10 protein-coding genes and 1 riboswitch are annotated in these 12,684 nt (G+C 71.8%); of the genes, 2 read left to right on the top strand and 8 right to left on the bottom strand.

The annotated features are described in order from the left end of the window. Window position 1: 1 nt before the first annotated feature. From FJM51_RS02145 to FJM51_RS02115, 7 genes are all read right to left on the bottom strand, one after another. Window positions 2-604: an NADH-quinone oxidoreductase subunit C gene (locus FJM51_RS02145; protein ID WP_140452449.1), complete on the bottom strand. Its 603-nt coding sequence runs from the start codon at window positions 602-604 to the stop codon at window positions 2-4. A 19-nt stretch (window positions 605-623) separates the two neighbouring features. Then, window positions 624-1,169 (bottom strand): NuoB/complex I 20 kDa subunit family protein, encoded by a 546-nt coding sequence (locus tag FJM51_RS02140; protein ID WP_438502743.1) that lies wholly within the window; start codon window positions 1,167-1,169, stop codon window positions 624-626. Beyond that, on the bottom strand, window positions 1,160-1,525 hold the full coding sequence (locus FJM51_RS02135) for an NADH-quinone oxidoreductase subunit A (RefSeq protein ID WP_140452447.1): 366 nt from the start codon (window positions 1,523-1,525) through the stop codon (window positions 1,160-1,162). The genes FJM51_RS02140 and FJM51_RS02135 overlap by 10 nt, the downstream gene beginning before the upstream one ends. A 267-nt stretch (window positions 1,526-1,792) precedes the next feature. Next, window positions 1,793-4,633, bottom strand: a complete 2,841-nt coding sequence (gene gcvP, locus FJM51_RS02130) for an aminomethyl-transferring glycine dehydrogenase (protein WP_140452446.1) — start codon at window positions 4,631-4,633, stop codon at window positions 1,793-1,795. 9 nt (window positions 4,634-4,642) lie between these two features. Beyond that, the gene (gcvH, locus tag FJM51_RS02125) at window positions 4,643-5,002 is read right to left on the bottom strand and encodes a glycine cleavage system protein GcvH (RefSeq protein WP_140452532.1); all 360 of its coding nucleotides are present in this window, start codon (window positions 5,000-5,002) and stop codon (window positions 4,643-4,645) included. Window positions 5,003-5,026: 24 nt separating this feature from the next. After that, entirely contained in the window at window positions 5,027-6,187 is a 1,161-nt protein-coding gene (gcvT, locus tag FJM51_RS02120; protein ID WP_140452445.1) for a glycine cleavage system aminomethyltransferase GcvT, read from the bottom strand. 66 nt (window positions 6,188-6,253) lie between these two features. Continuing rightward, a riboswitch (glycine riboswitch) is annotated at window positions 6,254-6,331 on the bottom strand. A 127-nt stretch (window positions 6,332-6,458) separates the two neighbouring features. Beyond that, the gene (locus FJM51_RS02115) at window positions 6,459-9,146 is read right to left on the bottom strand and encodes a bifunctional acetate--CoA ligase family protein/GNAT family N-acetyltransferase (protein WP_140452444.1); all 2,688 of its coding nucleotides are present in this window, start codon (window positions 9,144-9,146) and stop codon (window positions 6,459-6,461) included. Window positions 9,147-9,296: 150 nt separating this feature from the next. Here FJM51_RS02115 and FJM51_RS02110 point away from each other — a divergent pair, with 150 nt between their 5' ends. Both FJM51_RS02110 and FJM51_RS02105 read left to right on the top strand, forming a co-directional pair. Continuing rightward, window positions 9,297-10,046, top strand: coding sequence for a site-2 protease family protein (locus tag FJM51_RS02110; RefSeq protein WP_140452443.1), 750 nt, complete (start codon window positions 9,297-9,299; stop codon window positions 10,044-10,046). After that, window positions 10,046-11,533: an NAD(P)H-hydrate dehydratase gene (locus tag FJM51_RS02105; protein WP_140452442.1), complete on the top strand. Its 1,488-nt coding sequence runs from the start codon at window positions 10,046-10,048 to the stop codon at window positions 11,531-11,533. The genes FJM51_RS02110 and FJM51_RS02105 overlap by 1 nt, the downstream gene beginning before the upstream one ends. Here the strand turns inward: FJM51_RS02105 and FJM51_RS02100 are convergent. Continuing rightward, window positions 11,505-12,608: a patatin-like phospholipase family protein gene (locus FJM51_RS02100; protein WP_140452441.1), complete on the bottom strand. Its 1,104-nt coding sequence runs from the start codon at window positions 12,606-12,608 to the stop codon at window positions 11,505-11,507. The genes FJM51_RS02105 and FJM51_RS02100 overlap by 29 nt on opposite strands. Window positions 12,609-12,684 lie beyond the last annotated feature (76 nt).

Below are 12,684 nucleotides of genomic sequence, written 5' to 3'. Positions count from 1 at the left end.
CTCATCCCTTCTTCTCGTCGCCCGGAAGGATGTAGTCCGCGCCCTCCCAGGGGCTCATGAAGTCGAACTGCCGGTATTCCTGGGTGAGCTTCACCGGCTCGTAGACCACGCGCTTCTGCTCCTCGGAGTAGCGCACCTCGACATAGCCCGTGGTCGGGAAGTCCTTCCTGAGCGGATAGCCGGAGAAGCCGTAGTCGGTCAGGAGCCGCCGCAGGTCCGGGTGGCCCGAGAACAGGATCCCGTACATGTCGAAGACTTCGCGCTCGTACCAGTTCGCGCTCGGGAATTCGGGCAGGATCGAGGGGGCGATCTCGCCCTCGCCGACCTGCGCCTTCACCCGGACGCGCTGGTTCAGATGCATCGAGAGGAAATGGTAGACGAGGTCGAACCGCTTCTCCCGCGCCGGCCAGTCCACGGCGGTGATGTCGATCAGCGTCGTGAAGCGGCAGTTCTGATCGGTCCGGAGATAGTTCACGACGGCGGGAATATCGGCGAGCGGCACGACGAGCGTGAGCTCGCCCACCTGCGTGATCACCTCGACCAGCGACGCGGCCTGCCGGCCCGCGGCGATGGTTTCCCTCAGTTCGTCCAGCGCGGTTTCCATGTCGTCTTCCCGTCGCGCCTCAGCGCACAATCGTTCCCGTGCGGCGAATCTTCCGCTGGAGCTGCAGGATGCCGTAGAGCAGCGCCTCCGCCGTCGGCGGGCAGCCGGGGACGTAGACATCCACCGGCACGACGCGGTCGCAGCCGCGCACCACCGAATAGCTGTAGTGATAGTAGCCGCCGCCGTTCGCGCAGGAGCCCATCGAGATCACGTAGCGCGGCTCCGGCATCTGGTCGTAGACCTTGCGGAGCGCGGGCGCCATCTTGTTCGTGAGCGTGCCGGCGACGATCATCAGGTCCGACTGCCGCGGGCTCGCGCGCGGCGCGGTGCCGAAGCGTTCGAGATCGTAGCGCGGCATCGAGGTATGCATCATCTCGACCGCGCAGCAGGCGAGGCCGAAGGTCATCCAGTGCAGCGAGCCGGTGCGCGCCCAGTTGATCGCGGCGGCGGTCGAGGTGACGAGGAAGCCCTTGTCCGCGAGCTCGTCCGAGAGCATCCGCGTGGTGACCTCCCTGTCGGGGCCGGCCTGGTTGCTCAGCGCCGGACTCGGATCCATCACTCCCATTCGAGCGCCCCCTTCTTCCATTCATAGGCGAAACCGATGGTCAGCACCCCGAGGAACACCATCATCGCCCAGAAGCCCAGGTCACCGAGATTCTGGAAGCTGACCGCCCAGGGGAACAGGAAGGCCACCTCGAGGTCGAAGATGATGAACAGGATCGACACGAGATAGAAGCGGACGTCGAACTTCATGCGCGCGTCGTCGAAGGCGTTGAATCCGCATTCGTAGGCCGAGATCTTCTCGGGGTCGGGATGACTCACCGCGACGATGATCGCCGCGATCAGCAGGACCAGTCCGAGGGCGATCGCGAGGCCGAGGAAAATCAGAATGGGGAGATACTCGCGCAAGAGATCTTCCATGCGTGCCTCCATGATGTGCCGGGCCGGAGCCTCACCCGGCTCCCGACCTGACCCGAGGATTATCCGCCGCGCCGCACAACGTCAACCTGACCCGGGGCGAGTCCGGGGGCGAAACGGGACATGTTTTCAGGGGAATTGCGCGGCTTAACCCAAGAAAAACCGTCAGGTTCTACACGTCCGCGGGAGCGTGGCGCGAAGGCGCCCCCGCGCTCCGGAGGGCGCCGCCGCGGGCGGCCGCCTCCGGAGCGGCCTAGGGTGGCGGAGGCGCTAGCCCTCCCCCTCGGCGTAGCTCTCGACGGGCGGGCAGGAGCAGACGAGGTTGCGGTCGCCATAGACGTTGTCGACGCGGTTGACCGGCGGCCAGTACTTGTCGACGCGGAAGGCGCCGGGGGGGAAACAGGCCTGTTCGCGGCTGTAGGGCCGGTCCCAGTCGCCGACCAGATCCTCGACCGTGTGCGGCGCGCGCAGGAGCGGATTGTCCGCGCGATCCATCGCCCCCTCCTCGATCGCCCGCGCCTCGGCCCGGATCCCGAGCATCGCGGCGACGAAGCGGTCGAGCTCCGCCTTCGGCTCGCTCTCGGTCGGCTCGATCATCAGCGTGCCGGCGACAGGCCAGCTCATGGTCGGCGCGTGAAAGCCGCAGTCGATCAGCCGCTTGGCCACGTCGTCGACCGAGACGCCGGCGGAGTCCCGCAGCGGCCGGGTGTCCACGATGCATTCATGCGCGACGCGGCCCGCGCGCGAATAGAGGATCGGATAGGCGTCGGAGAGCCGCGCGGCGATGTAGTTCGCGTTGAGGATCGCGACCTTCGTCGCCTGGGTGAGCCCCGCCCCGCCCATCATCAGGCAATAGGCCCAGGAGATGGTGAGCAGCGAGGGCGAGCCGAAGGCGCAGGCCGAGACCGCGCCCGCCCCGTCCTTCTCGCCCGGCAGATAGGGCGCGAGATGCGCCTTCACCCCGATCGGCCCCATCCCCGGCCCGCCGCCGCCATGCGGGACGCAGAAGGTCTTGTGCAGGTTCAGATGGCTCACGTCCGAGCCGATGTCGCCCGGCCGCGCGAGGCCGACGAGCGCGTTCAGGTTCGCGCCGTCGAGATAGACCTGCCCGCCCAGCGCGTGGGTGATCTCGCAGACCTCGCGCACCGTCTCCTCGAAGACGCCATGGGTCGAGGGATAGGTGATCATGCAGCAGGCGAGGCTGTCCGCGTGCTTCTCCGCCTTGGCGCGGAAATCCGCGAGGTCGATGTCGCCGTTCGGCGCGGAGGCGACGACGACGACCTTCATCCCGGCCATCTGAGCGCTCGCCGGATTGGTGCCATGCGCGGAGGTCGGGATGAGGCAGATGTCGCGATGCGCCTCGCCGCGGGCGCGGTGGAAGGCGCGGATCGTCAGCAGCCCCGCGTATTCGCCCTGCGCGCCGGAATTGGGCTGCGTCGAGATCGCATCGTAGCCGGTGATGGCGGCGAGCTTGGCGGAGAGGTCCGCGATCATCTCGGCGTAGCCCCGCGTCTGGTCCGCGGGGGCGAAGGGATGGATGTCCGCGAATTCGGGCCAGGAGAGCGGCATCATCTCCGCCGTCGCGTTGAGCTTCATCGTGCAGGAGCCGAGCGGGATCATCGCCCGGTCGAGCGCGAGGTCGCGGTCCGCGAGCCGGCGCATGTAGCGCGTCATCTCCGCCTCGGCGCGGTTGAGGTGGAAGATCGGATGCGTCAGATACGGGCTGGTCCGGATCAGGTTCTCCGGCAGCCGGTATTCGTGGAGCAGGCTCCAGTCGCGCATCTCGCCGCCGAAGGCGCGCCAGATCGCCTCGGCATGCTCGGGCCGCGTGCGCTCGTCGCAGGCGATGCCGATCTTGGTCCGGCCCACGGCGCGCAGGTTGATCCCCTCCGCGACCGCGGCCCTCAGCGCCACGTCGCGGAGCGGCCCGACCTCGACCGTGACCGTGTCGAAGAAGCTCGCCTGATCGACGCGGAAGCCGAGGCTCTCGAGCCCCTTCACCAGGCGCACGGTCTTGCGGTGGACGCGCTGCGCGATCGCCCTGAGCCCGTCGGGACCGTGAAAGACCGCGTACATCGAGGCCATGACCGCGAGCAGCGCCTGGGCGGTGCAGATGTTCGAGGTCGCCTTCTCGCGCCGGATGTGCTGCTCGCGGGTCTGGAGCGCGAGGCGGTAGGCGCGGTTGCCGCGCGCGTCGATCGAGACGCCGACGATGCGTCCGGGCATCATCCGCTTCAGCGCGTCCGTCACCGCCATGTAGGCCGCGTGCGGCCCGCCGAAGCCGAGCGGTACGCCGAAACGCTGCGTCGAGCCGATGGCGATGTCCGCGCCCATCTCGCCCGGCGGCCGGAGCAGCGTCAGCGCCAGCGGATCGGCCGCGACGCAGGCGAGCGCCTTCGCGTCGTGGAGCGCCGCGATCGGCCCGCCGAAGTCGTGACAGTCGCCGTAGGTGCCGGGGTACTGGAAGATCGCGCCGAAGACCGCCTCCGGATCGAGATCGGCGAAGGGATCGCCGACGATCACCTCCCAGCCGAGCGGCTCGGCCCGCGTCCGGATCACGGCGATGGTCTGGGGATGGCAGTGATGATCGACGAAGAACGCCCGCGCCTTCGACTTCGCCCCGCGCTCGCAGAGCGCCATCGCCTCCGCCGCCGCCGTCGCCTCGTCGAGCAGCGAGGCATTGGCGACGTCGAGCCCGGTCAGGTCGCAGACCATGGTCTGGAAGTTCAGCAGCGCCTCGAGCCGCCCCTGGCTGATCTCCGGCTGATAGGGCGTATAGGCGGTGTACCAGGCCGGGTTCTCGAGGATGTTGCGCTGGATGACCGGCGGCGTCACCGTTCCGTGGTAGCCCTGCCCGATCAGGCTCGTCAGCACCCTGTTCTTCCCGGCCACCTCGCGCAGCCGGCGCAGCACGCCCTGTTCGCTGAGCGGCTTGCCCCAGTCGAGCGGTTCGCGCTGGCGGATGCTCGCCGGCACCGTCTCGGCGATCAGCGCGTCGAGGCTCGGCTCGCCCACCGCCCGAAGCATCTCGGCCATCTCCGACGGGCTCGGGCCGATGTGGCGGCGGTTGGCGAAGTCGTAAGGGTGGTATCCGGATTCACGAAACGGCATGGCGCCCCCTCAGGCGATGTATTCTCGATAGGCTTCCTCGTCCATGAGCGAGTCGAGATCGCTCACATCGGCCAGCGTCATCTTGAAGAACCAGCCGTCCTCCATCGGATCGTCGTTGACGAGGGCGGGATTGGCGACGATCGCGGGATTGATCTCGGTGATCACGCCGTCGAGCGGGGCGGCGATGTCGCTCGCGGCCTTCACGCTCTCGATCGTCACCACCTCGTCGCCCTTGATCACCGTGGCGCCCTCCTCGGGCAGTTCGACGAAGACGAGATCGCCAAGCTGCTCGGCGGCGTGCTCGGTGATCCCCACCGTCACCTCCTCGCCGTCCAGGCGCAGCCATTCGTGCTCCTCGGTGAATTTCAGCATGCGAGTCTCCATGTCGCGGAACTAGCCCCGCCTGTGGCCGGGCCTGACGAAAGGAAGCGAGGAAACGGTCACTGGCAAGTCCTTCCCGCGCAGGATCGCGCCGAGCCGCGTGCCGGGCGCGGCGAGGCGCGTCGGCACGTAGCCCATGGCGACCGGCGCGTTCAGGCTCGGGCCGAAGCCGCCGGAGGTGATCGCGCCGACGACCGCGCCACCCTCGGTGATCTCCACCCCCTCGCGCATCGGCGCCCGGCCCTCGGGGCGGAGCCCGACGCGGCGCCGCGCCGCGCCGCCCTCGATCTCGGCGAGGATCCGCTCCGCGCCGGGGAACCCGCCGGGGCGCGCGCCCCCGCGCCGTCGCGCCGGCTGGATCGCCCATTCGAGCGCCGCCTCGACCGGCGTCGTCTCCGCGTCGATGTCGTGGCCGTAGAGGCAGAGCCCCGCCTCGAGCCGGAGCGAGTCGCGCGCCCCGAGCCCGACCGGCGCCACGCCCGGCCGCGCGAGCAGCGCCTCGGCCAGCGCGACGGTCGCCCCGGCGGGCACGGAGATCTCGAACCCGTCCTCGCCGGTATAGCCGGAGCGGGAGACGACCGCCTCCGTCCCCGCGAGCGTCACCGCCCGGACATCCGTGAACCGCATCGCCGCGACCTCGGGCGCGAGCGCGGCGAGCGCCGCCTCCGCCGCCGGCCCCTGCAGCGCGACGAGCCCGCGGTCGAGCGGTTCGACCTCGCAGGCCCCGCCGAGCCCCGCCTCCATCAGCGCCGCGTCGGCCGCCCGGCGGGCCGCGTTCACGACGACGAGGAAATGGTCGCCCCGGTTGGCGAACATCAGGTCGTCCTCGATCCCGCCCGCCGCGTTGGTGAGGAAACCGTAGCGCTGCCGCCCCTCCCGGAGCCCCAGCGCATCGACCGGAACCAGCGCCTCGAAGGCGCGTGCGAGATCGGCCATCGCGCCCGATTTCGGCCGGAGCGAGAACTGGCCCATGTGGCTCACGTCGAAGAGGCCGGCCGCCTCGCGGGTGGCGAGATGCTCCTTCAGGATCCCCGCCGGATACTGGACCGGCATCTCGTAGCCGGCAAAGGGCACCATCCGCGCGCCGAGTGCGACGTGCAGACCGTGAAGCGGCGTGCGCGCCAGCGCATCGGAGGTCGGGGCTTCGGGGGAAGTCGTCGTGTCGCCCGGCATCGCGTCTCCTCGTCGTCGAGCGCGCGTCGCGGCGCGCCCCTGGCCCGGAGTTTCCTCCGGAGGTTTCGCGCCCCCTCTGTCCTTTCGCCTGAGATCGTTGTCCCGTCGGCGGACGCTCCCGCGCCTCTCTCCAGAGTTCCGGTGCCGGCGGTTCACTGGCCTGAGAGTTTCCGGGGCGGTTGCTCCTTCGGCACGGTCTCGCGACCGTTCTCCCTGTCCGGCGCCTACGACTTTAGTCCCGAGGCCGGGGCGGCGCAATCGCGAAAGCGGCTCAGAGCCGGAGCTCCGTCATCGTCACCTCCGGTTCCTCGGGCATCGTCTCGATGGTGAAGCCGAGCGATTCGACGAGCCGGCGCATGCCGCGGTTGTTGGCGAGCACCATGCCCTCGAGCCGCTCCAGCCCCTCCGCCCGGGCATATTCGATCAGGATCGACATCAGCGCCCGGCCGAGCCCGCGCCCGTTCATGTCGCTGCGCACCAGAAGCGCGTATTCGGCCGAGCGCTTGTCCGGGTCGCTGCTGATGCGCGAGACGCCCGCCATCTCGCCGGAGGGGGCGATGGCGATGAAGGCCATCTCGCGGTCGTAGTCGAGCTGGGTCTGGCGCAGGTCGTGCGTCTGGCTGAAGGAGCGCCTCGGCGCGAGGAAGCGCATGCGGATGTCCTCGGCCGAGAGATGCGCGTGGAACTCGGGATAGAGCGTCGCATCTACCGGCAGGATCGGCCGGAACAGGTAGTGGCCGCCGTCCCGCAGCCGGATCTCCCGCCGCCAGCCCGACGGATAGGGCCGGATCGCGAGCGCCGGGTTCGGCCCCTTCCGGTCGAGATCGGCGGGTTCGATCTCGATGCGCGCGTCGAGCGCCAGCACCCCCTCCGCGTCGGCGAGCAGCGGGTTGACGTCGAGCGCGCGCAGGCAGGGAAAGTCCTCGATCAGATGCGAGAGCGCGATGAGCGCGCCCTGGATCGCCACCGCGTTCGCGGGCGGCATCCCGCGATAACCCTCGAGCAGCCGGGAGACGCGCGTCTGGGAGATGAGATCCGCCGCGAGGCCCGCGTCGAGCGGCGGCAGCGCCACGGCGGTGTCGCGCACCACCTCGACCGCGACGCCGCCGGCGCCGAACAGGATCACCGGGCCGAAGACCGGGTCGTGCGAGACGCCGAGGATCAGCTCCCGCGCGCCCTCCCGGTCGATCATCGGCTGCAGCGCGAACCCGGCGAGCTCGGCCCCCGCCACGCCCCGGGCGAGCCGGTCGGCGATCCCCTCGGCCGCCGCCACCGCCTCGTCGGCGGTCACGACGCCGAGCACGACGCCGCCGACCTCGGACTTGTGCCCCACCTGATGCGAGATCACCTTGACGACGAGCTTCGGCGCGTCGCGCAGCATCGCCTCCGCGACGGAGCGCACGGCGGCGAGATCGCGGGCGACCCGCGTCGCCGGCGTCGGCACGCCGTAGGCGGCGAGCACGGCCTTCGCCTCGGGCTCGGTCAGCATGCGCCGGCCCTCGGCGGCGGCCCGGGCGAAGACCGCGGCGGCCCGGGCGCGGGCATCCTCGGGCGTCGCGCGCTGCGCCTCCTCGGCCGCGCGGTCGGGCACGCGCAGGACCGCGGCCTGGGCCCTGCCCCAGTTGGTCAGATGCGACACCGCCGCCGCCGCCGCGCCGGGATTGTCGTAGGAGGCGACGCCCGCGCCGCGCAGGACGCCGCGCCCCTCCGCCGCCATCGCCCCGCCGAGCCAGCTCGCGATCACCGGCTTGCCGCCGATCATGCCGCGCGAGACGGACCGCGCCAGCGCGCGCGCCACGTCGGAGGAGGAGACGAGGCCCGAGGGCGTGTTCATCGCCATCACCACGTCGACGCCCGGATCCGCGGCGAGCGCCCGCATCGTCGCGAGGTAGTCCTCGGCCGAGGCGTCGCCGTTGATGTCGGCCGGGTTCGAGCCGCTCCAGCGCGCGTTCACCTGCTCCCCGATCGCCGCGACCGTCTCCGGCGCGAGGGTGGCGAGTTCGCCCGCCACCTCGCTCAGCCGGTCGACGGCGAGCACGCCCGCCGCGCCGCCGTTGGTGACGATGGCGAGCCGCGCGCGCTGCAGCGGGCGGAAGCGCCCGATGGTCTCGGCCGCGGCGAACATCTCGGACAGCCCCCGCACCCGCAGGATGCCCGAGCGGCGCAGCGCCGCCTCGACCACCTGATCCGCGCCGGAGAGCACGCCCGTATGCGTCGCCGCCGCCCGCGCCGCCGCGGCCGAGCGTCCGCCCTTGATCGCGATCACCGGCTTCAGCCGGGAGACCGCCCGGGCGGCGGAGAGGAATTTCCGGGGCGAGGGAATGCTCTCGAGATAGACGAGGATGACGCGCGTGCGCCCGTCGCTCGCGAGCAGGTCGAGATAGTCGCCCACGTCGACGTCGGCCATCTCGCCGAGCGTGACGATCTGGGAGAAGCCGATCCCCCGCGCCGCCGCCCAGTCCTGGAGCGAGAAGGCGATCGAGGCGGATTGCGACAGGAGCGCGATCTGGCCATGCGGCGCGCCCATGTGCGTCGCGCTCGCGTTGAGCTTGGCGGAGGGCACGATCAGCCCGGCGCTCGACGGGCCGATGACGCGCAGCAGATGCGGCCGCGCCGCGTCGAGCATCCGCTGGCGCAGCCCGGCGTCGAAGCCGACGCCCATCACCACCGCTATCCGCCCGCCGCGCCGGCCCACCTCGTCGATCAGCCCCGGCACGGTCGCCGCCGGGGTGGCGATCACCGTGATGTCCGGCGCGCCGGGAAGCGAGGCGACGTCGGGAAAGCAGGGCAGCCCGAGGATCTCGCTCCGCGACCGGCTGACGGGCCAGATCCCGCCCGGGAATTCCCCCTTGATCACGTTGTCGAGCACGACCCGCCCGAAGGAGAGCGGCTTCTCGCTCGCGCCGATCACGGCGATCGAACGCGGTCTGAGGGCGGGTTCGAGGTTGCGGACGGTCACTCCAGGCCCCATGCGCGGTGGCGGACGCGGGCCATGATAGAGCACCCGACCGTGAAGGGGAGGCGACATTTTCCCGAGGGCCGGTTTTCCTTCCCGAGGCGGAGTGTGCTAAGCGGTTCCCTTCGGGAACGGCCGGATCGGAGAGCTGCGATGAAAAGGGCGCTGAGGCTCGGGCGCTTCGCGGGGATCGACGTCTACGCGCACTGGACCTTCGCCCTGCTGATCGGCTGGGTGGGCTGGCTCTCCTGGCAGCGGACCGGGAGCCTCGCGGGCGTGCTGGGCGGCGTCGGGCTGGTGCTCGGGCTCTTCCTCTGCGTCGTGCTGCACGAATACGGCCACGCGCTGACCGCGCGGCGCTTCGGCATCGGCACGCGGCGCATCACGCTGCTGCCCATCGGCGGGCTGGCGCTGCTCGAGGCGATGCCCTCCCGCCCGCGCGAGGAAATCCTCGTCGCGCTCGCGGGACCGGCGGTCAACGTGGCGATCGCCTGCGGGGTCTATGCCTGGCTCGCGCTCGGCCTGCCCCCGGGGGCGGGTTTCGCACAGACCATGCTCGAGGCGAACCTGGTGCTCGCGGTCTTCAACCTGATCCCGGCCTTTCCGATGGACGGGGGACGCGTGCTGCGCGCGCTGATCTGGACGCGGCTGCCGATCGCCCGCGCCACCTGGGCCGCGGCCTGGGTCGGGCGCGCGGTCGCGGTCGGCTTCGCGGCCTACGGGCTCGCGACCGGCAATCCGGTCATCGCGCTGATCGCCGCCTTCGTCTGGTTCGCCGGCGGGGCCGAGGCCCGCGCGGTCGCCGAGCGCGAACGCCGCGCGGCGCTGCGCCGGGCCGAGGCCGACGCCTCCGCCCGCGCCCGGGCCGCGGGCAGCCTGACACCGGGTTCGGAGATCATCTGATGCACGAGATTCTCAGCGCCGCCCGGATGCGCGCCGCCGACCAGGCGACGATCGCGGGCGGCATCCCCGGCATCGAGCTCATGGAAGCCGCCGGCCGCGCGGTCGCGGAGGCGGCGAAGGCGATGGCCCCCGACGGGCTCGTCCACGTCCTCTGCGGACCGGGCAACAACGGCGGCGACGGATTCGTCGCCGCGCGGCTGCTCGCGGAGGCGGGCCGGCCGGTCAGCCTCTCGCTGCTCGGCGCGCGCGACAGGCTCCGGGGCGACGCGGCGCTGGCGGCGGCGCGCTGGACCGGGCCGGTCCATCCGGCGGGCCCGGACCTGCCGGCCGCGGCGCTCCTGATCGACGCGCTCTTCGGCGTCGGGCTCGACCGGCCGATCGAGGGGCTGGCGGCGGAGATCGTCGCGGCGGTGAACGCGGCCCCGGCCCCCGTCCTCGCCGTCGACGTGCCGAGCGGGCTCGACGCCGACAGCGGCCAGCCGACGGGGCCGGTGATCGAGGCCGAGGCCACCGTGACCTTCTTCCGCAAGAAGCCCGGCCATCTGCTCGAACCGGGGCGGAGCCTGCGCGGCACGCTCGAACTCGCCCAGATCGGCATCGCCGACGCGGTGCTGGCCGAGACCGGGATCGACGGCCACGAGAACGTCCCCGCGCTCTGGGCGCGCGCCCTGCCCCGGCTGACCGGCGCGGCGCACAAGTATACGCGCGGCCATGTCGCGGTCGTCTCCGGCCCCGCGACCCGGACCGGCGCCGCGCGGCTCGCGGCCGGCGCCGCGCTGCGCGCCGGGGCGGGGCTCGTGACGCTCGCGAGCCCCGGCTCCGCCCTCCTCGTCAACGCCGCGCATCTGACGGCGGTGATGCTGGCGCGGATGGACGGGCCGGGGGATCTCTCGGCCCTGCTCGCGGATCCCCGCTACACCGCCGCCGTGCTCGGCCCCGGCATGGGGCTCGGCCCCGAGGCGCGCGCGCTGACCGAGGCGGCGCTGGCCGCGCCCGCGGCGCTGGTGCTCGACGCCGACGCGCTGACCCAGTTCGCAGACGACCCCGACCGGCTCTTCTCCGCCATCGCCGCGCGGCCGGCGCCGGTGGCGCTGACGCCCCATGCCGGCGAATTCGCGCGGCTCTTCCCCGATCTCGCGAAGCTGCCGCTCAAGACCGGACGCGCGCGGGCGGCGGCGGAACGCTCCGGCGCGGTCCTGGTGCTGAAGGGCGCCGACACGGTGATCGCCGCCCCCGACGGGCGGCTCGCGATCAATGCCAATGCCCCGCCCTGGCTCGCCACCGCAGGATCGGGCGACGTGCTGGCCGGGATCGCCGGCGGGCTGCTCGGCCAGGGGATGCCCGCGCTCGAGGCGGCGGCGGCGGCGGTCTGGATGCACGGCGCGGCGGCGAACGAGGTCGGGCCCGGGCTCATCGCCGAGGATCTCGCCCCGGCGCTGCGTCCCGTGCTCGCCACGCTCATCGACCGGAACGGCCGCCGGACCTGAGCGCGGGGTCCTCGCCCATCTCCACCAGCCTGACGGTGCCGGCGGGGCGGAGCCTCGGCTCCTCGAAGAGCTCGTCGAGATCGAAGGTCGACCGCGCGCCGAGCGCGTCGAAATTCGCCGCGAGCCAGGTGTCGGCCCAGCGGCGGCCACGGTCAAACAGCAGTTCGAGATAATCCCATTCGGCGTTCAGCTTGCTCGACGCCGCGAGATCCTGCACGTCGTCGTCGACATGGATGAGATGCAGGAAGGCGGAGCGTTTCGCCCCGGGCTCCACGCCCTCCATCGCCATCAGCCGCTGGACGAGGTTCAGCGCGCGCAATTCCTTCAGCAGGCTCGCGTTGAAGCTGATCTCGTTCACGCGGTTGATGATCTCTCGCGCGCTGCGCGGCACCGCGTGGCGGATCATCGGGTTGATCTGCACGAGCAGGATGTCGGGATGTTCGCTCTCGACCAGCGGCTGGAGCGCCGGATTGCCGGAGAAGCCGCCGTCCCAGTAGGCCTCGCCGTCGATCTCCACCGCCGGGCTCATCTGCGGCAGGCAGGCGGAGGCGAGCACCGCATCGGCCGTCACCTCGCCGCGCGAGAAGACCCGCGCCCGCCCGGTCCGCACGTTGGTCGCCGTCACATGCACCCGGATCCGGTCGCAGGCGTTCACCCGGCCGAAATCGACATTCGCGAGCAGCAGGTCGCGCAGCGGATTGATGCCGAGCGGGTTCAGGTCGTAGGGCGAGAAGATCCGGCCCAGCCCCTCGAACATCAGATAGCCCGGCGAATGGTCGAGACTGTGGCGTCCCCAGAGCCGGTCCCACAGGCTCCGGCGCATCGGCGAGAAGCGCGCCGCGTCGCTCACCGCCTTCCAGAAGCGGCCGAGCGCCGCGCGCGCGCCCTCGGCGCCGGCGCGCTGGAACCCGTCGGCGAGAACGACCGCGTTCATCGCGCCCGCGCTCGTGCCGCTCACCTCCCGGATCGCGAGCCGCGGATCCTCCAGCAGCCGGTCGAGCACCCCCCAGGTCAGCGCGCCGTGCGAGCCGCCTCCCTGCAGGGCCAGGTTGATCGGTTTCGGCGACGTGGTCATGGCGCGGCGCGGTCCTTTCGCAGGTGCTGCCACGTTGGTAAGCCACGCCGCCCGCGCCGGGCAAGCGCTCCGGCGC

This window comes from Amaricoccus solimangrovi, from assembly GCF_006385685.1.
Lineage (GTDB): Bacteria > Pseudomonadota > Alphaproteobacteria > Rhodobacterales > Rhodobacteraceae > Amaricoccus > Amaricoccus solimangrovi.
This window is presented reverse-complemented; position numbering and strand designations above follow the sequence as displayed.

Excerpts from the sequence above, each read along its gene's own strand:
- FJM51_RS02145 (WP_140452449.1), bottom strand. The coding sequence starts at position 604 with ATGGAAACCGCGCTGGACGAACTGAGGGAAACCATCGCCGCGGGCCGG.
- FJM51_RS02140 (WP_438502743.1), bottom strand. The coding sequence starts at position 1,169 with ATGGGAGTGATGGATCCGAGTCCGGCGCTGAGCAACCAGGCCGGCCCC.
- FJM51_RS02135 (WP_140452447.1), bottom strand. The coding sequence starts at position 1,525 with ATGGAAGATCTCTTGCGCGAGTATCTCCCCATTCTGATTTTCCTCGGC.
- gcvP (WP_140452446.1), bottom strand. The coding sequence starts at position 4,633 with ATGCCGTTTCGTGAATCCGGATACCACCCTTACGACTTCGCCAACCGC.
- gcvT (WP_140452445.1), bottom strand. The coding sequence starts at position 6,187 with ATGCCGGGCGACACGACGACTTCCCCCGAAGCCCCGACCTCCGATGCG.
- FJM51_RS02110 (WP_140452443.1), top strand. The coding sequence starts at position 9,297 with ATGAAAAGGGCGCTGAGGCTCGGGCGCTTCGCGGGGATCGACGTCTAC.
- FJM51_RS02105 (WP_140452442.1), top strand. The coding sequence starts at position 10,046 with ATGCACGAGATTCTCAGCGCCGCCCGGATGCGCGCCGCCGACCAGGCG.
- FJM51_RS02100 (WP_140452441.1), bottom strand. The coding sequence starts at position 12,608 with ATGACCACGTCGCCGAAACCGATCAACCTGGCCCTGCAGGGAGGCGGC.